Annotated in this window: 16 protein-coding genes and 4 tRNA genes; 9 read left to right on the forward strand and 11 right to left on the reverse strand. The window is 63.5% G+C overall.

What is annotated here, in order from left to right; all coding sequences use genetic code 11:
- Positions 1-1,920 carry an ABC-F family ATP-binding cassette domain-containing protein gene (locus BM338_RS15500; RefSeq protein WP_090452218.1) on the reverse strand — a complete coding sequence of 640 codons (1,920 nt, stop codon included), beginning with the start codon at positions 1,918-1,920 and terminating at the stop codon, positions 1-3.
- Between the two features lie 259 nt (positions 1,921-2,179).
- Between BM338_RS15500 and BM338_RS15505 the strand changes: the two genes are divergently transcribed.
- The 4 genes from BM338_RS15505 to BM338_RS15520 all read left to right on the forward strand — a co-directional run bounded on the left by BM338_RS15505 (position 2,180) and on the right by BM338_RS15520 (position 5,961).
- The gene (locus BM338_RS15505; RefSeq protein WP_090452220.1) at positions 2,180-2,521 is read left to right on the forward strand and encodes a hypothetical protein; all 342 of its coding nucleotides are present in this window, start codon (positions 2,180-2,182) and stop codon (positions 2,519-2,521) included.
- Between the two features lie 90 nt (positions 2,522-2,611).
- Entirely contained in the window at positions 2,612-3,649 is a 1,038-nt protein-coding gene (locus BM338_RS15510; protein ID WP_090452222.1) for an agmatine deiminase family protein, read from the forward strand.
- A 96-nt stretch (positions 3,650-3,745) separates the two neighbouring features.
- Positions 3,746-4,636 (forward strand): carbon-nitrogen hydrolase, encoded by an 891-nt coding sequence (locus tag BM338_RS15515; protein WP_090452224.1) that lies wholly within the window; start codon positions 3,746-3,748, stop codon positions 4,634-4,636.
- Positions 4,637-4,728: 92 nt separating this feature from the next.
- Entirely contained in the window at positions 4,729-5,961 is a 1,233-nt protein-coding gene (locus BM338_RS15520; protein ID WP_090452226.1) for a TraB/GumN family protein, read from the forward strand.
- Here the strand turns inward: BM338_RS15520 and BM338_RS15525 are convergent.
- The gene (locus BM338_RS15525) at positions 5,945-7,096 is read right to left on the reverse strand and encodes a glycoside hydrolase family 18 protein (protein ID WP_177229382.1); all 1,152 of its coding nucleotides are present in this window, start codon (positions 7,094-7,096) and stop codon (positions 5,945-5,947) included. The genes BM338_RS15520 and BM338_RS15525 overlap by 17 nt on opposite strands.
- 136 nt (positions 7,097-7,232) lie before the next feature.
- On the opposite strand from BM338_RS15525, the gene BM338_RS15530 reads away from it, so the two are divergent.
- A complete protein-coding gene (locus BM338_RS15530; RefSeq protein ID WP_090452614.1) occupies positions 7,233-7,556 on the forward strand; it encodes a c-type cytochrome in 324 nt (107 codons plus the stop codon).
- Between the two features lie 23 nt (positions 7,557-7,579).
- Positions 7,580-7,933, forward strand: coding sequence for a c-type cytochrome (locus tag BM338_RS15535; protein WP_090452231.1), 354 nt, complete (start codon positions 7,580-7,582; stop codon positions 7,931-7,933).
- A 76-nt stretch (positions 7,934-8,009) separates the two neighbouring features.
- Here BM338_RS15535 and BM338_RS15540 read toward each other — a convergent pair whose 3' ends face one another.
- A complete protein-coding gene (locus tag BM338_RS15540) occupies positions 8,010-8,618 on the reverse strand; it encodes an NfuA family Fe-S biogenesis protein (protein ID WP_090452233.1) in 609 nt (202 codons plus the stop codon).
- Between the two features lie 149 nt (positions 8,619-8,767).
- Here BM338_RS15540 and BM338_RS15545 point away from each other — a divergent pair, with 149 nt between their 5' ends.
- Positions 8,768-9,109, forward strand: a complete 342-nt coding sequence (locus tag BM338_RS15545) for a 4a-hydroxytetrahydrobiopterin dehydratase (protein ID WP_090452236.1) — start codon at positions 8,768-8,770, stop codon at positions 9,107-9,109.
- A 1-nt stretch (position 9,110) separates the two neighbouring features.
- Complete coding sequence (locus BM338_RS15550; RefSeq protein WP_090452238.1) at positions 9,111-10,634, forward strand: CPBP family glutamic-type intramembrane protease; 1,524 nt, start codon at positions 9,111-9,113, stop codon at positions 10,632-10,634.
- Here BM338_RS15550 and BM338_RS15555 read toward each other — a convergent pair.
- A complete protein-coding gene (locus BM338_RS15555; RefSeq protein WP_090452240.1) occupies positions 10,605-11,603 on the reverse strand; it encodes an RluA family pseudouridine synthase in 999 nt (332 codons plus the stop codon). The two genes, BM338_RS15550 and BM338_RS15555, sit on opposite strands and share 30 nt — an antisense overlap.
- A 339-nt stretch (positions 11,604-11,942) precedes the next feature.
- Between BM338_RS15555 and BM338_RS15560 the strand changes: the two genes are divergently transcribed.
- On the forward strand, positions 11,943-14,993 hold the full coding sequence (locus tag BM338_RS15560; RefSeq protein WP_090452242.1) for an Rne/Rng family ribonuclease: 3,051 nt from the start codon (positions 11,943-11,945) through the stop codon (positions 14,991-14,993).
- 87 nt (positions 14,994-15,080) lie between these two features.
- Here BM338_RS15560 and BM338_RS15565 read toward each other — a convergent pair whose 3' ends face one another.
- The 7 genes from BM338_RS15565 to uvrC all read right to left on the reverse strand — a co-directional run bounded on the left by BM338_RS15565 (position 15,081) and on the right by uvrC (position 19,314).
- Complete coding sequence (locus BM338_RS15565) at positions 15,081-15,734, reverse strand: response regulator (RefSeq protein ID WP_090452244.1); 654 nt, start codon at positions 15,732-15,734, stop codon at positions 15,081-15,083.
- Positions 15,735-16,024: 290 nt separating this feature from the next.
- Positions 16,025-16,111: transfer RNA gene (locus BM338_RS15570), tRNA-Leu, on the reverse strand.
- A gap of 184 nt (positions 16,112-16,295) precedes the next feature.
- Positions 16,296-16,369, reverse strand: a tRNA-Cys gene (locus BM338_RS15575).
- A gap of 80 nt (positions 16,370-16,449) precedes the next feature.
- Positions 16,450-16,525: transfer RNA gene (locus BM338_RS15580), tRNA-Gly, on the reverse strand.
- 155 nt (positions 16,526-16,680) lie between these two features.
- Positions 16,681-16,756 (reverse strand) — tRNA-Gly (locus BM338_RS15585).
- Positions 16,757-16,804: 48 nt separating this feature from the next.
- The gene (gene pgsA, locus BM338_RS15590; protein WP_090452246.1) at positions 16,805-17,422 is read right to left on the reverse strand and encodes a CDP-diacylglycerol--glycerol-3-phosphate 3-phosphatidyltransferase; all 618 of its coding nucleotides are present in this window, start codon (positions 17,420-17,422) and stop codon (positions 16,805-16,807) included.
- Positions 17,423-17,487: 65 nt separating this feature from the next.
- A complete protein-coding gene (gene uvrC / locus BM338_RS15595) occupies positions 17,488-19,314 on the reverse strand; it encodes an excinuclease ABC subunit UvrC (protein WP_090452248.1) in 1,827 nt (608 codons plus the stop codon).
- Positions 19,315-19,376 lie beyond the last annotated feature (62 nt).

The raw sequence follows: 19,376 nt of genomic DNA on the forward strand, positions 1-19,376 counted from the left end.
TCAGGCTTCCAGCCGCTCGTAGAGCTCCAGCCATTCGCCTTCGAGCGTTTCCTTCTCGCGACGCAGCTCGGTCTGGCGCTGGCCGAGCTTCATCAGCTCAGTGGTGGAGCCGTTATAGGTCGAGGGATCGGCCAGCTTGCTCTCCAGCGTCGTGAGTTCGGTCTCGATGGTCGCGACGCGCGTTTCGATCTTCTTGACGCGCTGACGTGCGACTTTCTCGCCCTCCCGGTCCGCAGCGGCGTTGCGACGACGCTCTTCGGGTGTCTCTGTCGGCATCACTGGCTTGTTGGCAGCAGCGGCTTTTGCCTTCTTTTCAGCCTTCTTGTTGGCCGAACCGCGACTGCGCAACCAGCGTGCATAGTCGTCCAGATCGCCATCGAATCCTTCGACGACGCCATCGGCCACACGCCAGAAGCTGTCGCAGACCATGCCCAGCAGATGACGATCGTGCGAGACCAGCACCAGCGCGCCGTCGAAATCGGCCAGTGCATCGGCCAGCGCTTCGCGCATGTCCAGGTCGAGATGGTTGGTCGGCTCGTCAAGCAGCAGCAGGTTCGGTTTGTCCCAGGCGATCAGCGCAAGCGCGAGACGCGCGCGCTCGCCGCCGGAAAAGCCATCGACAGATTCGAAAGCGCGATCGCCCGCGAAATTCCAGGTGCCGAGAAAATCCCGCATCGCCTGCGCGCCAACGCCCGGTGCTTTGTCCTGCAGATGATCGAACGGACTAGAGCCTTCGTGCAGGCTTTCCACCGTGTGCTGGGCGAAGTAGCCGATCTTCAGATCCTTGTGTGCCTTGCGCTCGCCACCGAGCACGGCCAGCTCACCCACCAGGGTCTTCACCAGGGTTGATTTACCGGCGCCGTTGGGGCCAAGCAGGCCTATGCGTTCGCCGGCTTCGAGGCGAAAACGCACGTCGCGCAGGATCACGCTCGGCGCTTCGCCCTGTTCACCGGTATAGCCGGCGGTCACTTCTTCCAGCTGCAGCATCGAATCGGGCAAGCGATCCGGCACGGCGAACTGGAAATGGAACGGGCGTTCGGCACGCACGGCTTCGGTGCCGGCCATCTTCTCCAGCCGCTTCACGCGCGACTGCGCCTGCTTGGCCTTGCTCGCTTTGGCCTTGAAGCGATCGATGAAGGATTGCAGATGCGCGCGCTCGGCCTGTTCGCGCTCGTGCGCGATCTGTTGCTGGCGCAGGTGCTCGGCACGCAAGCGTTCGAAAGCGCTGTAGTTGCCGCTGTAGAGCTTGGCGCCGCCGTCGTTGAGATGCAGGGTGTGGGTGATCACGCCGTCCAGGAATTCGCGGTCGTGCGAAATGATCAGCAAGGTGCCCTGGTAGCGGCGCAGCCACTCTTCCAGCCACAGAACGGCGTCGAGATCGAGATGGTTGGTCGGCTCGTCGAGCAGTAGCAGTTCGGACGGCGCCATCAGCGCACGCGCAAGGTTCAGGCGCACGCGCCAGCCGCCGGAGAATTCCTTGACGGCGCGCTCGTGCGTCTCGGGCGCAAAGCCCAGACCGTGCAGCAGGCGGCCGGCGCGGGCACGGGCGTCGTAACCGTGCAGCTCCTCGATACGGTGATGGGCCTTGGCCATGGCCTCTGTGTCGCCGCGCGCCTGGGCATCCAGTTCGTCGCGCAGGGCGGTAGCCAGCTCCACATCGCCGCCCATCACATAGTCGATGGCGGGGTCCGGCAGCGCCGGGGTTTCCTGCGCCACCGAAGCCAGCCGCAGCTTGGCCGGCAGGTCCAGATCGCCGGCATCAGCTTCCAGCTGTCCCTGCAGCGCCGCGAACAGGCTGGACTTGCCGCAGCCGTTGCGCCCGATCACGCCTAGCCGCCAGCCACTTTGAATGACCAGGTCAATATCGGACAACAGCAACCGGCTGCCGCGGCGCAGGGCGAAATGGCGAAAAACGATCATGGGCGAAGCCTATCCGTACCGGGCGTCCAGCCGCCCGCAGCCGCACATGATAACCGCAGCAAATGCTTACCCCATCGCAGTCGCAGCTGTTGTGCGTGGAATAGCCCCTCCGGTTCTGCTACAACGACGCCGCATTGCGCCGCGCACACCGTTGTTTCGGGGTACGCTGGCGCGGATCTTGGGGACACATTACCGGCACACCGGGTTAACGTGCGGACGCGCAGCCTGGACTGTGCCCCGCCAGCGTGGAGAGGGGACCATGTACAAGTTAAGCATCAGCCTGCCGATGATCATGCTGCTCGCCGCAGCCGGTGTTTCCGCGCCTCAGCCGGCGCGGGCCGACAACCTGCTGGTCAACCGCGTGCAGCAGGAAAAGGGCATGGACCTGCCCCAGCGCGGCCTGAGCATGGCGCAGGTGGAAAAGAAATACGGCGCTCCGCAGCGCAAGCTCTCGCCCCGTGGCGGCGACAGCCAGAAGCATCCGGTGATCAACCGCTGGGATTACTCGAACTTCATCGTGTACTTCGAGCACAGCCATGTGATCCATTCGGTGCTCAATACGCCTGCCGGCAACAACAAGAATCCGGCCTCGGTGAACTGATCCCGCGAAGCTGAGGGGCGGGATAACTCGTCCCTCAGCCGCCGCTCCCCTACAATTCGCGTTTCATTCGTTCTGAAGCGCGAGTTCTCCATGACCAACTCCACCCTGCGCCTGCCGGCGGAATGGGAGCCGCAGTCAGCGGTGCTGATCGCCTGGCCGCATGCCGACACCGATTGGGCCGAGCGCCTGGCCCAGGTCGAAACCACGTATGTAGCTCTGGCCGGTGCCGTCACCCGCTTTCAATCGCTGATTATCGTGGTCGCGGATGTGGCCCTGCGCGCTCATGCGGAACAGCAGCTGCGCACCGCGGGCGTGGATCTGTCGCGCATCCGCTTCGTGGAGCTGCCGTATGACGACACCTGGCTGCGCGATTCCGGCCCGATCACGCTGAAGGATGGCCATGGCGCCTTCCAGCTCACCGATTTCCGCTTTACCGGCTGGGGCGGCAAGTTCGGCGCCGAGCAGGACGATGCACTGATCGGCGGCTTGGTGCAGGCCGGGGTGTTCGGCCAGGCCGCACACAAGCGCATCGACTGGGCGCTGGAAGGCGGCGGCATTGAAAGTGATGGCGAGGGCACGGTGCTGACCACCTGGCGCTGCCTGACCCAGCGCCACCCCGAGCAGTCGCGCGAAGCGATGAGCGCCATCCTGAGCGACAGCCTGCACGCCAAGCGCATTCTGTGGCTCGACTACGGCTATCTGGAAGGCGACGACACCGACGCGCACATCGACACCCTGGCTCGTTTCGCACCCGGCGACCGCATCGTGTTCCAGGCCTGCGACGACGCCAGCGATCCGCATCACGACGAACTGCAGAAGATGGCCGCCGAACTGGCCGCCCTGCGCACCCCCGATGGCCGCCCGTACCAGCTCTACCCGTTGCCGTGGGCCCAGCCCATCGTCGACGAAGGCCGCCGCCTGGCCGCGTCGTACGCCAACTACCTGATCGTCAACGGTGCCGTGCTGATGCCGGCTTATGGCGACAAGGCCGACGATGAAGCCGCACGCATCGTCGGTGAGGCGCATCCGGGCCGCGTCGTGGTGCAGGTGCCCTGCCGCCCGCTGATCTGGCAGAACGGCAGCCTGCACTGCATCACCATGCAGCTGCCGGCCGGCATCGCGAACTGACGCGATAAAGGCGGGCTTCAGCACTGAAACAGGCTCGAAGGCCGGGGTCCGCTACACTATGTTTTTTCGCCATCCGGGCGGACAGGACACCACGGCATGACCCGCAAGACCCTCAAGGTCGCGCTGCTGCAGGAAACCCACCGCGGCAGCCGCGACGCCAATCTCGACGCCATCGAAACCGGCCTGCGCGAAGCTGCGGTCGCCGGTGCGGAACTGGTGTTGCTGCAGGAGCTGCACAACGGCCCGTATTTCTGCCAGCACGAGTCGGTGTCGGAATTCGACCTTGCCGAAACCATTCCGGGTCCCAGCACCGAGCGCCTTGGCAAGCTGGCCGAGGAACTGAAGCTGGTGGTGGTGGCCTCGCTGTTCGAGAAGCGCGCGACAGGCCTGTATCACAACACGGCGGTGGTGTTCGATCGCTCGGCGAAGATTGCCGGCAAGTACCGCAAGATGCACATCCCGGACGATCCGGCGTTCTACGAGAAGTTCTACTTCACGCCAGGCGACCTCGGCTTCGATCCCATCGACACCTCGGTAGGCCGCCTGGGCGTGCTGGTGTGCTGGGACCAGTGGTACCCGGAAGCCGCGCGCCTGATGGCGCTGGCCGGCGCCGATCTGCTGCTGTATCCCACCGCCATCGGCTGGGATCCGAACGATGCGCAGCCGGAAAAGGATCGCCAGCGCGAAGCCTGGGTGACGGTGCAACGTGGGCATGCGGTGGCTAATGGCCTGCCGCTACTGTCGTGCAATCGCACGGGTTATGAGCCGGACCCGTCCGGCGTCGGCGCTGGTATCCAGTTCTGGGGCACCAGCTTTGTCGCCGGGCCGCAGGGCGAGTTTCTGGCGCAGGCCAGCACGGACAAGCGCGAACTGCTGGTGACCGAGATCGACATGGCGCGCAGCGAACATGTGCGGCGCATCTGGCCGTTTCTGCGCGACCGTCGCATCGATGCCTATAGCGACCTGCTCAGGCGCTTTCGCGATTGAGCACGCGCGCCTGAACCACCGGCCCGCCGCACGGCTTGTGCCTGGCGGCGGCGATCCCCATGCAGGGATTCCCACCACGATCGATGACACGCATGAGCCTGGAAGCTACTACTGACACCCTGCCCGCCGCCCTCGAAGGCCAGCCCATCGAGCGCGTGGTGCGTGACGGGGTGGAATACGTGGTGCTCGGCACGGCGCACGTGTCCCGCGCCAGCGTGGAAGCGGTGGAAGAACTGCTTGCGCGCGAGTCGTTCGACGCGGTGGCGGTGGAGCTGTGCCCGAGCCGCGCGCAAGGCATGCGCGATCCGGACGCCATGAAGAAAATGGACCTGTTCCAGGTCATCCGCCAGGGCAAGGCCGGCATGGTGGCGGCCAGCCTGGTGCTGTCGTCGTTCCAGAAGCGCCTGGCTGATCAATACGGCATCCAGCCCGGCGCCGAGATGAAGGCGGCGATGGACGGCGCCGAGCAACGCGGACTACCGGTGTGGCTGGTGGATCGCGATGTCGGCACCACGCTCAAGCGCGCCTGGCGCAGTGTGGGTTTCTGGCAACGCTTCGGCTTGATGGGCGGCTTGCTCGCCAGCGTGTTTGAGCGTGAACAGATCGAAGAAAAAGAGATCGAGAAGCTCAAGCAAGGCGACATGCTGGAAAGCGCCTTCAGCGAGTTCGCCAGCGAATCGCAGCCGCTCTACCGCAGCCTGATCGGCGAGCGCGATGCCTACATGGCCGCGCGTCTGCGCGAAGAAGCCGCACTGGCGAACTTCGCCGAGCCTCGTCGCGTACTGGTGGTGATCGGTGCCGGCCACCTGAAGGGCCTGTGCGAACTGCTGCGTTCGCAGCAGGAAGATCCGGCAGCGAAGGCGGCTGAGCTGGCTCAGCTGCCGCCGAAATCGCACTGGCCGAAATGGGTGGCCGTGGGCCTGGTGCTGGCGGTGTTCGTCGCCATTGGCTTTGCCTTCCATCGCAACACCTCGCTGGGCGCGCAGGCACTGCGCGACTGGGTGCTGTTCACTGCAGGCTTTTCCGTATTGGGAGCAGTGATCGCTGGCGGTCACCCGCTAAGCATTCTCGCCGCTGCCATCGCCGGCCCCATCAAACCCTTCCGCCCCGGCATCCCTTCAGGTGCGATCAGTGCCATGGCCGAGGCCTGGGCACGCAAACCGCGCGTGGCCGATTTCGACACGCTGCGCGACGACATCAGCCACTGGAGCGGCTGGTGGAAGAATCGCATCGCGCGCACCCTGCTCAACTTCTTCCTGGTCTGCCTCGGCACCATCGTTGGCGAATACACCGCGGGCATTCATATCTTCAAGAGCCTGTTTTAAGGCTCCGCGGATGCAAAGCGCGGTCGATCACGTCCAGTAGCTGATCGTTCTGGTCCAGGCTCTGCTCCCAGTACATCGCGCCGCCGAGCCCTTTGGCTTTGACGTAATCCATCTTGGCCTGGATCGACTGCGGATCTTCGTAGCTCACGAAGGTGCGTGTCTTGGCATTCCATAGAAAAGGCGCCCGGGCCTGGGCGTCCCAGTGACGCACATAGCCGTTCTTGTCGATATAGCTCGCCAGCAACTCGCGCCATGACGGCGCGCCCACGAACTTGGCGTACTTCTGCTGCAGGCCATCGTGGGCGGGATCGACGCCAGTGAAGGCACGCCCGTAGAACGCCACACCAATCACCAGCTTCTTCGCCGGCACACCGGCGGCAAGGAACTGGCGCACGGCCTTATCGCCAGACCGATCGCTAGCCGGCGTCACCGCCGATAGATACAAGGATGCGTGATGTCCGGTCGTCGGCGTCAGGCTGTTGTGGAAGTCGTAGGTCATCAGGTTGAACCAGTCGAGCGAGCGCCCGGCGCGCTCCAGCTCGATGCCGGCCACGAATTCGCCATCGGCGGCGGCGATGGTCAACAGGTAGTGGCGATCGCCATGCGCTTTACCCAGCTTGTCCAGACGCGCACGCACGGTTTCCAGCAGCAGGCTGAAGTTGCGCTTGTCTTCGGGACGATGGCTGATATCGCCGCCTGGCAGCGTCGGGTATTCCCAATCGATATCCAGCCCGTCGAGATCATGCTGCTCAATCAGCTTGGCCGCATCGTCGGCGAAGCGCTGGCGCGACGCGTCGGTCAATGCCGCTTCGGAAAAGTGACCGGCACTCCAGCCGCCGACTGACAGCACCACCTTGAGAGATGGGTTGACCTTGCGCAATCCGGTGAGCGTAGCCAACGAGGCGGTGGCGACCGGACTCTTCAGCACAATGTCGCCTTGATCGTCGAGTGTGCCGAAGGCGTAATTAATCACGTCGAGCTTGTTCGCATTGATCGGCGGCAGCGGTGAAGCATCAGCCACATAACCAACGACACGGTATGGCGCCGACGCTTCGGCAGCGGCCAGCTCACCCGCTAGCGGCAGCGACAGCAACATCGCCAGCACCCCGACAGCCGCCGCGCGGCCCCTCGACATGATCCCGTGCATCCCCAGCTCCTTCGACAGATGGTTGGCAGAACGTCCCAGGCTAGTGTTGTTCCTGCCTGAAGCCAACCACTATACTTCCGCGACTTACCGCCATGTACCCGCCGGAATCGTGGGAATGATCTCGATGACTCGACTGCAATTGCTTGGCCTGACCGTCGCCGCCGCACTCTTTGCTACCGGCAGCGTGCATGCCGAGGGCGACAAGACCGCCGGCCGCAAACTGATCTATACCTGCAACGGCTGCCACGGCGTGCCGGGTTATCAGAATGCTTACCCGCGCTACCCCGTGCCGAAGATCGCGGGCCAGAATCAGCAGTACATCATCAATGCGCTGCACGGCTACAAGAGCGGCGACCGCACCCATCCGACCATGGTGGCCCAGGCGCAGAGTCTGTCCGACAAGGACATTGAAGACATTGCCGCCTACCTCTCCAGCCTCGCCAAGTAAGTAGCCTAGGACCAAGGATTCGCATGAAACGTGCGCTCACCCTGCTTTCATTCGGCGCCGTCCTGGCGTTCGCTTCCACTCAGCTGTTCGCGGCCGCCAGCATCGATGCCGGCAAGCAGAAGGCGGCGGCGTGCTTCGCCTGCCATGGCACTGACGGCAATGCGGTCGACCCGCAGTACCCGCGCCTCGCCGGCCAGTACAACGTGTACCTGCAGCAGGTGCTGCATGAGTACAAGGACGGCCACCGCAACAACGCAATCATGAAGGGCTTCGTTGCCACGCTTTCCGAGCAGGACATCCAGGACGTGGCCGCCTACTTCTCCAGCCTGCCGACCAAGCTCGACGGCCTGCAGGGCCATATCCAGGGCGACAAGTAATTCCTTCGCCCGGATGCCGGAATCAAGAAGGCCCGCCTAGGCGGGCCTTCTTTTTTGTGCTCATCGGAAAGTAAAGTCAGCTGAGTGCCGACTGCCCTTCCTTCTTGCGGTAGTACGGATTGCTGCCGCCCGCGTGATCCGTAGCATCACGCACCTCGGTGATTTCCGGTACGCGCTCGCGCAGGGTCTTCTCGACGCCCTGCTTGAGCGTGACATCCACCATGCCGCAGCCGTGGCAGCCGCCGCCGAACTGCAGCACTACCACGCCGTCCGAGCTCACCTCGAGCAGACTGATGCGGCCACCGTGCGCGGCGATGCGCGGGTTCACTTCGGCTTCAAGCACGTAGCGCACGCGCTCCACCAGACCCGCGTCCATGCCGGGTAGATCGCCTTTGATGCGCGGCGCACGGATATTGAGCTGGCCGCCGGTGGGATTGGGTTCGTAATCGATGCTGGCGCTGTCCAACCAAGAAGCGCTGTCACCATCGATATGGAACAGGAAACCCTCGCACTCGATGGTCCACTCGCGCCCGGTCAGTTCGTCCGGCTCGCAAAATTCAAGCTCGCAGTTGGCCGCCGGCGTGCCCGGCGAAGTCACGTGCAGGCGGATGCTCAGCCCATCGATGCCTTGTTGGGAAAGAAGGCGCAGAAAGTGCTGCTGCGCGCGTTCGGAAATGTCGATCATGCCTGCTCCGGATAACACCGGCAGCCGCCAGAAGTGCGCCCACCGGAAACAGCACCATTTTAGTCCTGTTTTGCGTCGCGTGCATGGCTTTGACTTTTTCTTGCGCAGCTTCGACGCTTCGCGCCTTTGAATCGCTTCCGGAGACACCCATGAGTTACGCCGATCTCGCCAGCCAGCATTGCATCCCGCGCAAGGGTAAGGAGCACGCGCTGGATGCTGCGCAGATCCATGGCCTGCTGGCGCAGCTGCCGGGCTGGACACTGGCGGCGGATGGCCAGGCCATCGTGAAGGATTTCAAGTTCGCCAACTTCCACCACACGCTGGGTTTCATCAACGCAGTGGGCTTCATGGCCAATCATGAAGATCACCATCCGGACGTCGAGGCGGGCTACGGTCATTGCCAGCTGCTGTGGTCCACGCATGACGTCGGCGGCTTGTCGCTCAACGATTTCATCTGCGCAGCACGGGTCGAGGCCTTGCTGGCCCGTTGAGGTGAAAGAGCTTCTGCGCCCTGTTGCCACGGCCGCCGGCTTCGCGCTGGCCGTGGTGTTGTTGATGCTGGCCCTGCAGATGCTATCCGCGCGCGTGACGCAGGCCCATCTACAGCATGAGGCCGAGCGCAGGCTTTACGCGCTGCAAAACCGCGAGCCTCTATGGAGCTGGTCATTGCGGCGGCCGCGTGACTTGGTAGCAGGCCATCCCTTTGGTGCGGCGACAGCGGCACGTGATGGCAGCCAATTGCTTGTTACCAGCCACGATGGCAGCGCTTACGATCTCGGCTTACCGGTGATGCAGCCGATCGATCTTGTACATTGGCCGCTGCTCCGGCTGCGTGCGGAAAGCAGCGCCGACGGGACACTCGGCCTGGTAGTACAGGCCAGTGTGGAGAGTCCTACCTGTGTCGCAGCCTCTGCCGCCGCACTTCATCAGGGCATCGCCGAACTGACCATCGATCTACGCAACCTTGCATGGCGGTCTGCCGACGGAGGTGTTTGTGCCCCCCCGGGGATCCTCCGCCACATGTTGCGCCTCAGACCGCAACTACCGTCCGGGGCCAGCCTGCGCCTGCGGGAAGTCGCACTGGTAACGGATCAACCTGCCCCAGCTATCGACACTCGCGCGGCCATTGGCTTGCCATCTGACCCGTGGCTCGCCGGGCAACGCATCGATCAATTACGTCAGAGCGGCTATCAATCGCGGGCCCCGCTGTTTCAGCTACCCACGATGGCCTCGGCCGAGACTTGGCTCGCCCTTCGCGATCGACTGCACGGGTATTGGCCCGCGGCTTTGCTGGTTCCGTCCGGAGCCGAACTCCTTGCGAACGCGCACGAACCAATGCCTGTCTGGTTCGGTTGGCTCGCTTGCGGAACCTACGTGTTGCTACTGATCGGCTGCGCCGTTTGGCCGCCACCAGGCAAAGCGCGCTCGTGGCTGGAGATCGTCATTGCGATGGCCGGCCCACTCTGGTTGATGGCCGGCCTGCAATGGGGTTTGCACCTTTCAATACCCGGTGTGATCGCGTTTGGAGCAGCCCTGTCGTATGCGGTCTGGATCGAATGGCGCCAACGTCCACACGCATGGCATTGGCTAAGCCGCAACTGGCGGGATTGGGCCATGCCGCTAGCGCTGCTACCCATCGCGCTGGGATTGATTGCCTGGCTCGGCCATGACCTCCATCCGCTCGATGGGCGACATGCGCTTATCTACCTGGGCTGGGCCACCCTGCAGCAGTGGCTGATGCTGGCCGTAGTGCTGCACCGGCTGGAATCATTGCACTGGCCACGCCCGGTCATATGGCTGGCGACGGCTGCCCTGTTTGCCTTACTGCACAGCCCCAACGGAGTGCTGATGCAGCTCTGCTTTTTGGCGGAACTGTGGTGGGCCTGGTGCTTCATGCGATCGCGGGCCTTGCTGCCCATCGCCCTCGCTCATGCCGGATGCGCCCTGTTGGTCGAAAGCGGGCTCGCCGGCGGACTGCTGCGCTCCTTAGAAGTCAGTGCGCGATTTTTCCTGTAGATAGCGCAGCCTTTTTCCTTTTACAGCAAGCACATCCAGGAAATCCTTCAAGTCATCTGGCATGGGCGCGGAGAAGCTGTAGGCACGCCCGTCCACCTCGAAGCTCATATGCGACGCATGCAGGAAGAGCCGCTGCAGCCCCATCTCGCGGAAGCGCTTATTCATTTCCTTATCGCCGTATTTGGCGTCGCCAGCGAGCGGATGGCCGACATGGGCAGCGTGCACACGAATCTGATGGGTGCGCCCGGTTCCCAGCGTAGCCTGCATCAGACGGGCGCCCGGATACTGCTCCATCTCACGGAAAAAAGTGAGTGATGGCTTGCCGTTATCGGCCACTCTTACCATACGTTCTCCGCCCTGAAGCACCGACTTCAGCAGCGGCGCATTGACGTCAAACTTGGCTTTGGAGGGGTGGCCGACCATCAGGCACAGGTACTGCTTGGTTACCGTGCCGGCGCGGATCTCGGCCTGCAGACCGGTCAGGCCCGCCCGGGTCTTGGCGAAAACCAGTACGCCGCTGGTGTCTCGATCCAGTCGATGGACCAGCTCCAGGTGTTCCTGCGGACGAGCGGCACGCAACAGCTCGATCGCGCCATGGCTAACGCCGCTGCCACCGTGACTGGCAATGCCAGCTGGCTTGTCGATCACCAGAAAGTGCTTGTCCTCGAAGATCACCGCGTCGGCAACAGCGGAAACCATCCCCGCTGGCGGCCCCTTATCAGGCGCACGCTCGGCGACCCGGACTGGGGGAATTCGCAACGTATCGCCGGCAGTGAGACGTGTGTCCGGTTTGGCCCGCTTCCCGTTGACCCGGACCTGGCCCGTGCGCAGGAGGCGGTAAATCATGCTCTTGGGCACCCCTTTGAGCAGGGTCATCAAGGCGTTATCGATCCGCTGACCGTCCCGCTCGGGGCCGATCTCGACTTGACGCACACCTTGAGGTGCATCGTGGGAAGTTACCGTCTGCATTGAAAAAAACCTGACTAGATAGGATACTCGGCCAGCGCTACGTCCTACTCGCCGAAACTGCGGCTGGGGTTAGGACGCCCGCCCGTAACGCCGGCGAGGATAGCGCCGGCCGCCTCTTTGGCAGCCGGTCGCTGCTCCCTTTCATCGTAACGGTTCGGGTTGCTGTTTGTCCGGTTCACTAAGAAGAATCGGAACAGCTGGCGTGATGCCACGAATCACCCCGGAACCGGAAACGGTCCCGTCTTTATGCCGCTTCACCGCAGCGGCGCGATCCCCGGCAGGCCGCCCCTCAGGCGCCACCGCGGCACGCGACGCGCGGCAAGCCAAGGAAAAACCACAATGAAACGTATGTTGATCAACGCAACTCAGCGTGAGGAGTTGCGTGTGGCCATCGTCGATGGCCAGACCCTTTACGATCTCGATATCGAAATCCCCTCCCGCGAGCAGAAAAAAGCCAACATCTACAAAGGCCGTATCACTCGCGTCGAACCCTCCCTCGAAGCCTGCTTTATCGACTATGGCGCCGAGCGCCATGGCTTCCTGCCCCTCAAGGAAGTTGCCCGCGAGTACTTCACGCAGGGCCTGGATCCGAACAAGGCCTCCATCCGCGAGCTGATCAAAGAAGGCCAGGAAGTCGTTGTCCAGGTCGAGAAGGAAGAGCGTGGCAACAAGGGCGCCGCCCTGACCACCTTCATCAGCCTGGCCGGCCGTTACATGGTGCTGATGCCGAACAACCCGAAGGCCGGCGGTGTTTCGCGCCGGATCGAGGGTGAAGACCGGCAGGCCCTGAAGGAAGCCCTGGAGCACCTGACCGTTCCGGACGACGTCGGCCTGATCGTGCGCACCGCCGGCATGGGGCGCGACGCGGAAGAGCTGCAGTGGGATCTGGACTACCTGCTCCAGCTGTGGCGCTCGATCTCTGGGGCGGCCAGCTCGCAGAAGGCGCCGTTCCTGATCTATCAGGAGTCCAAGCTGTTCATCCGCGCCCTGCGCGACTACCTGCGCAATGACATCGGCGAGATCCTGATCGACGAGGAGTCGCTGTACAACGACGCCCGCGAGTTCGTGCAGCAGGTGATGCCGAACGCTCTGCGCAAGCTCAAGATGTACCGCGACGAGACCCCGTTGTTCTCGCGCTACCAGATCGAAACGCAGATCGAGAGCGCGTTCGATCGCCAGGTTCGCCTGCCCTCCGGCGGCTCGATCGTGATCGACCAGACCGAAGCGCTGACCGCCATCGACATCAACTCGTCGAAGGCCACCAAGGGCAGCGATATCGAAGAAACCGCGTTCAACACCAACTGCGAGGCGGCAGTGGAAATCGCCCGCCAGCTGCGCATCCGCGATGCCGGCGGCCTGATCGTGATCGATTTCATCGACATGGACAGCCCCAAGCATCAGCGTGAAGTGGAGGAGCGCCTGAAGGACGCCCTCAAGCTGGATCGCGCCCGCGTGCAGATCGGCCGCATCTCGCGCTTCGGCCTGCTGGAAATGTCCCGCCAGCGCCTGCGCCCGAGCCTGGGCGAAGCCACCCAGATCGTGTGCCCGCGCTGCGAAGGCCATGGCCACATCCGCGGCGTGGAATCGCTCGCGCTGTCGACCCTGCGCCTGATCGAAGAACACGCCATGAAGGACAACACCGGCCAAGTGCTGGTGCAGGCCCCGCCGACGGTGGCCAACTTCATGCTCAACGAAAAGCGTGCCAGCGTGGTCGAGATCGAGCTGCGCAACAAGGTGCACGTGGTGATCGTGGCCGACGACAAGCTCGAGACACCGCACATCGAAATTCAGCGCATCCGCGAAGCGGACATGGGCGAGCACAGCAAGCCCAGTTATGAGCGCCTGACTGCCGTCGAAGCCTCGCCGGTTCCGAAAATGGGCCAGGCCCTTGGCAGCAGTGAGCAGCCAGCCGTCAGCGGCATCGTGCCGGCCTCCCCCGCGCCGGTGCGCGAGGAAGTGGCCACGCCGGTCGCCGCACAACCAGTAGGTCGTCAGTCGACAGCGGCAGCACCTGCCCCGAGCGGCGGCGTGATCGCACGCCTGCTGGGCTGGTTCCGCGGCACCGCTGCCCCGGCCGCGCCGGCTCCGCAGACCAAGCGCGAGGAAACGTCGTCGCAGTCTCGCGGCAACCGTCGCGACGAACGCGGTCGCCCGCAACAGGGCAGTCGCCAGCAGCAGCCGTCGCAGCGTCGCGAGCAGCAGCAGGCCAAACAAGGTGGCCAGCAGCAGCAAGGCAAGGGCAATCGCCAGCAGCGCCAGCCGCAGCAAGCACAGGCTCCCAAGCAGGACCAGCAGCTGCCCCAGCGCCAGCCCAAGGCCGAACAGCAGGCAGCACAGGCCGAGCGCAAGCAGCAAGCCCAGCAGCCACGCCAGGAGCAGCAGGCCAAACCGCAGCAGGCGCAGGAACCGCGTCAGCCTCGCCAGCAGCAGGCACCTCAGACTCAGCGACCGGCAGCTGCCCCGGCACCCGAAGCCGCACAAGAAGCCGCGTTGGCAGCGAGGCCGCTAACCGACGCCGTGGCACCGGATACGGTCGAAGCCGCCGGCCCAGAAGCCGAAGGCAGCCAGGCACGTCGTCGTCGTGGCCGTCGCGGCGGCCGCCGCCGTCGCCGTCACGAGGACGGAACGCAGGCGAACGCCGGCACCGAGACTCAACTGGATAACGAACTGGATCTGGACGACGAGGATCGCGAGTCGGCTGCGGCATCGCATCCCGCCACGCCGGCCGCTACCGTAGCGGCGACCGCGGCGGTTGCGACTGCCACCGCAGTCGTGATCAGCGAGACTGAAGCACCTACCGCCCCCGCGCAGCCGTCGATCCCGCCAGTCATGCATGAAGCCCCGGTGGTGGAAACCCCGGCTCCGGCGCCGATGGCATTCAATCTGCCGACGCTTCCGCCGATCCCGGTCAAGACCGAGGTTGCCGAAAGCGAGCCGATGGCCGCTGAACCGGTGGCCACGCACGTCCCGGCGACCTCTCATGAAGCGCCGATCGCCCCTGAGGTTTCCGTCCCGCATGCGCCGGTCACTGACAGCGAAGTCCACGCTGCGGATCACTCGGCGACGCAGGTCGTAGAACCCGCGCAGCCGGTGGTTGTCCACGAGACGAAGAGTGCCGACATCGAGCCCCCCGTAGCGGCTGAGCCAGTACCGGTGGCCGAGCCAACACCGGCAGTGACCACGCCGGTTAATGCAAGCGAGCATGTCGAACTCGCCGAGCCAGTTGCTGAAGTGACCCCGCTGCCGCCCGTGACCGGCCTGCCGAAGCAGGGTGACCTGCTCAATCATCCGGACTTCCATCCGCATGCGCCGGTATCGCAGGAACCGTTCGTTGAGCCCAAGACGGAAGAGAAGCCGTCCGAGGACAAGACCAGCGCGTCTGGCGGCTGATACCGCCCTGAGATGAAGCCAATAAAAAAGCCGGACTCTGGTCCGGCTTTTTTATTGGCGCGTGTTTATTGGCACGTAAAGGCTCGATCACCCGCCAACTTGGTTGTTGTGCGTATCCAGCAGGCCATGAATGGTCATCAGGTGCGCCAGGCTCACCACGTGATCCACCTGCAGCTTCTCCATCAGGCGCTGCTTATAGGTCGACACCGTCTTCGGACTCAAGTTGAGCTGTTCGCCGATCGCCGTGAGCGCCTTGCCGCGCACGAGCATCATGGCAACTTCCAGCTCGCGGCTGGAGAGCGCATCGAAGGGCGAGCCTTCGCCGTCCAGCGTAGCGAGCGCCAGTTGCTGTGCGACCGTCGGTGCGAGATAGCGACGCCCACCGGCCACCTGCCGCACGGCAATAAGCAGCTCTTCTGCGGTACAACCCTTGGTGAGATAGCCAAGCGCACCCGCATCGAGCAGGCGCTTCGGAAAACGCGCGTCATCGACCACAGTGATGATGATGATGTTAGTCGGCAGCTTGGAGCGCGCCACCCGTTCGGTGAGTTCGATACCGCTCATGCCCGGCATATGGACATCGACCAAGGCGATCTGCGGCTCATGCGCCTTGATCAGCCGCAAACCCTCTTCCGCCGTACCTGCTTCACCACAGATATGCATGTCGGGCTGCTGTTGCAGAATCATCCGAAAGCCCGTGCGCACGAGCTCGTGATCGTCAACCAGAACCAAATTGATCACTACGCCGCCCTCCCTGGGTGGAACCTGAAATTAGGCTGCCTATCTGTCCAATGCAAGCGCTAAACGTGCGAAACATAGGCGAACAGAAAAGACCCCTCTTTTCGGCTCACAGGTAGGTGTAAACCCGCAGACTTTAATATGCGGGCGCTCAGTATCTTCGATCGCAATCCCAAGGTCTGTCGGCAACAGACTACGCTTCGTCATTACAAGCCCGCACACTTGCGTCCGCTTGAATGACAAGCCCTGTATGGTGGCAGTCAGACGCCGCGTCATCAGCGCTAAAATCGTGTTGGTGCCCGGAGCGGGGGTCGAACCCGCATAGCCTTGCGGCTGAGGGATTTTAAGTCCCTTGCGTCTACCAGTTTCGCCATCCGGGCGGATGGACCGCAGCGCTGCAGGCTCTGGCGCCAGGCATCGTCAAGCGGGGTCGCATCCTAGCACGCGAGCCTCTCTCCATAGCCCTCGCCGCCCCGACAAGGCAGCTGAAAACCCTCAAATCGCAGCCAACAAAAAACCCGCAACAAGGCGGGCTTTTGTGGTTCGCGAGAACCGTTTTCGCAATGGAGGCCAGGGTCGGAATCGAACCGGCGTACGCGGCTTTGCAGGCCGCTGCATGACCACTCTGCCACCTGGCCATTGCTCGCGAATCGTAACCGGAAAGATCACGCTTCGCTGAAAAAACAAAACCCCGGGAACCCGAGGCTTTGCTGAAAACTGGAGCGGGAAACGAGACTCGAACTCGCGACCCCGACCTTGGCAAGGTCGTGCTCTACCAACTGAGCTATTCCCGCATCGGAGTCAGAAATCATAGCAGAACATCGTCATTTGTGAAGAGCCTGAACCTGAATTTTTCACGTTTCATGCATCTTCACGGACCATGCGCAGCACCCTGCCCTATATCCAAAACGACAAAGCCCCGGGCTTGGCCGGGGCTTTGTACTGAATCTGGAGCGGGAAACGAGACTCGAACTCGCGACCCCGACCTTGGCAAGGTCGTGCTCTACCAACTGAGCTATTCCCGCATCGGAGTCGCGCATTGTAATGGCTAAACAACCATCGTCAAGCCTCTGTCATATGCCCTGGACATCTTCATCGGCGGGTTCGCGCCGCGGCGGTTCGCCACGCAAAATCGGCCATGCGGCACGCAAATAATGCAGGCCCGACCAGATCGTCAGCACACCAGCTATCACCAGCAGCGCCTCGCCAATGTGATAGAGCCGCAACGCTTCGGCACTCCTCTCGTGCTGCACGATCAGCACCACCAGCGCGATCATCTGCATCACCGTTTTCAATTTGCCGACGAAGGCTACTTTCACTGTGGCACGCATGCCGATTTCGGCCATCCATTCACGTAAGGCGGACACGCTGATCTCGCGCCCCACGATCACCGCCGCCGTCACCGCCATCACCACGCCCGGCCAGCCGCCACGATGCGATTCCACCAGCAGGAACAAGGTCACGGCGACCATCAGCTTGTCGGCCACTGGATCCAGAAACGCGCCGAAGGCCGAAGTCAGATTCATGCGACGCGCCAGATAGCCGTCCAGCCAGTCGGTGATCGCGGCAAGCACAAAGACGATCGCCGCTGTGATGTTGTGCCCTGGGAATTGCCAGTAGAACACCACCACCATCACCGGCAATAACGCTACGCGGAACAGGGTGAGCCAGGTGGGCAGATTGATGTGCATAGGTTCCTTCGGGTTCATTCGCGCAGTGTCGCACGCGCCTGTGTCAGCAGCAGCGCCACTGCCGATCAGCCGTGCAATGCGGCATAAATGCGTTCGGCCAGGCCGCGATCAATCCCCTTGATCTGCGTAAGTTCTTCCACACCAGCCGCCTCCACGCCCGCCAGACCACCAAACGCCTTGAGCAGCGCGGTACGGCGACGGGCGCCAATGCCCGGCACCTCCTCCAGCACACTGCGCTCCCGCGCTTTCTCGCGACGCTTGCGGTGTCCACTGATGGCGAAGCGATGGGCTTCGTCACGTACGGCGGCCACCAGATGCAGCGCAGGAGATGCCGGCCCCGGATGCAGGTTACGGCCCGAATCGGCCAACACCAGGGTTTCTTCGCCAGCGCGGCGCCCAGGGCCCTTCGCCACGCCGATCACATGGACGCCACTCACACCGAGCTCCTTCAACACATCAAGTGCCTGCGCCACCTGACCGCCGCCGCCGTCGATCAGCAGCACGTCCGGGCGGGCGCCCTCACCCTCCGCCACTTTGCGGAAGCGCCGGGTCAGCGCCTGATGCATGGCGGCGTAGTCGTCGCCCGGGGTAATGCCGGTGATATTGAAGCGCCGGTAGTGGGACTTCTCCGCCCCCTCGGGACCAAACACCACGCACGAGGCTACCGTGGCCTCGCCCATCGTGTGGCTGATATCGAAGCACTCGATGCGCCGCGGCGTTTCATCCAGCTCCAGCAGCTTCTGCAGATCGTCGAAGCGCGCGCCCAAGGTCTGGCGGCTGGCCAAGCGTGCGGTGAGCGAAGCCTGCGCATTGCGCTCGGCCATCTGCAGGAAGCGCGCACGCTCGCCGCGCACGCTTGATTTCAACTCCACCGCATGCCCGGATTGCTGCGTCAGCAGCTCGCCCAGAATTTCCTGGTCAGCGACGGCTTCGCCCAGGATCAACTCGCGCGGCACCGGCCTATCCAGGTAGTACTGCGCGATGAACTGCGCCAGCACGTCGGCCGGCTCGGCATCCAGCGGCAGGCGCGGGAAGAAGTCGCGCGTGCCCAGGCTGATGCCGTTGCGGAAGAACAGCACGCTGACGCAGGCCATGCCGGATTCGATACGGCAGGCGATCACGTCCATGTCTGCGCTGGCACCCTGCACGTGGTGCTGCGCCTGTAGGCGCCGGAGTGCGGCCACTTGATCGCGCATCGCCGCCGCGCGCTCGAATTCCAGGGCCTTGGCAGCCAGCTCCATGGAGCTGGCCAGCTCATCGATCACCGCGCTGCTGCGTCCTTCCAGAAACATCTCGGCATGACGCACGTCGTTGCGGTAATCCTCCACCGTGATCAATTGCACGCACGGCGCCGTACAGCGGCCGATCTGGTGTTGCAGGCAGGGACGCGAGCGGTTGCGAAAATAGCTGTCCTCGCACTGCCGCACCTTGAACAGCTTCTGCATCAGGTTGAGGCTTTCGCGCACGGCGAAGGTACTGGGATAAGGCCCGAAATAACGCCCCGGCATATTCCGCGCACCGCGATGGAAGGCCAGTCGCGGGTAGTCCTCGCCACCGGAGAGGTAGATGTACGGGTAACTCTTATCGTCGCGCAGCAGAATGTTGTAGCGCGGCTTGAGCGACTTGATCAGCTGCGATTCGAGCAGCAGCGCCTCGCCCTCGGTGCGCGTTACCGTGATCTCGACGCGCGCGATCTGCGACACCATGGCGGCGATGCGCGGCTCCATCCTCGGCTTGAGGAAGTAGCTGCCTACGCGCTTCTTCAGGTTGCCGGCCTTGCCGACATAAAGCAGATCGTCCTCCGCATCGAAATAGCGGTAGACGCCGGGCGAGGTGGTCAATGTGCGGACAAAAGCCTTGCCGTCGAAGGCTTGCGGCGGGGTGGGCAGCATGGAGAGGATTCTAGCCGGTTTGCCCCTGCGCGATGGTTGCCGAAGCCCTCGCGTTTTGCTCC

Origin of the sequence: Dyella sp. OK004 (assembly GCF_900114495.1) — a bacterium.
Taxonomy (GTDB): Bacteria; Pseudomonadota; Gammaproteobacteria; order Xanthomonadales; family Rhodanobacteraceae; genus Dyella_D.

Coding starts and splice junctions, on each gene's coding strand:
- BM338_RS15500 (WP_090452218.1), bottom strand. CDS start 1,920: ATGATCGTTTTTCGCCATTTCGCCCTGCGCCGCGGCAGCCGGTTGCTG.
- BM338_RS15505 (WP_090452220.1), top strand. CDS start 2,180: ATGTACAAGTTAAGCATCAGCCTGCCGATGATCATGCTGCTCGCCGCA.
- BM338_RS15510 (WP_090452222.1), top strand. CDS start 2,612: ATGACCAACTCCACCCTGCGCCTGCCGGCGGAATGGGAGCCGCAGTCA.
- BM338_RS15515 (WP_090452224.1), top strand. CDS start 3,746: ATGACCCGCAAGACCCTCAAGGTCGCGCTGCTGCAGGAAACCCACCGC.
- BM338_RS15520 (WP_090452226.1), top strand. CDS start 4,729: ATGAGCCTGGAAGCTACTACTGACACCCTGCCCGCCGCCCTCGAAGGC.
- BM338_RS15525 (WP_177229382.1), bottom strand. CDS start 7,096: ATGTCGAGGGGCCGCGCGGCGGCTGTCGGGGTGCTGGCGATGTTGCTG.
- BM338_RS15530 (WP_090452614.1), top strand. CDS start 7,233: ATGACTCGACTGCAATTGCTTGGCCTGACCGTCGCCGCCGCACTCTTT.
- BM338_RS15535 (WP_090452231.1), top strand. CDS start 7,580: ATGAAACGTGCGCTCACCCTGCTTTCATTCGGCGCCGTCCTGGCGTTC.
- BM338_RS15540 (WP_090452233.1), bottom strand. CDS start 8,618: ATGATCGACATTTCCGAACGCGCGCAGCAGCACTTTCTGCGCCTTCTT.
- BM338_RS15545 (WP_090452236.1), top strand. CDS start 8,768: ATGAGTTACGCCGATCTCGCCAGCCAGCATTGCATCCCGCGCAAGGGT.
- BM338_RS15555 (WP_090452240.1), bottom strand. CDS start 11,603: ATGCAGACGGTAACTTCCCACGATGCACCTCAAGGTGTGCGTCAAGTC.
- BM338_RS15560 (WP_090452242.1), top strand. CDS start 11,943: ATGAAACGTATGTTGATCAACGCAACTCAGCGTGAGGAGTTGCGTGTG.
- pgsA (WP_090452246.1), bottom strand. CDS start 17,422: ATGCACATCAATCTGCCCACCTGGCTCACCCTGTTCCGCGTAGCGTTA.
- uvrC (WP_090452248.1), bottom strand. CDS start 19,314: ATGCTGCCCACCCCGCCGCAAGCCTTCGACGGCAAGGCTTTTGTCCGC.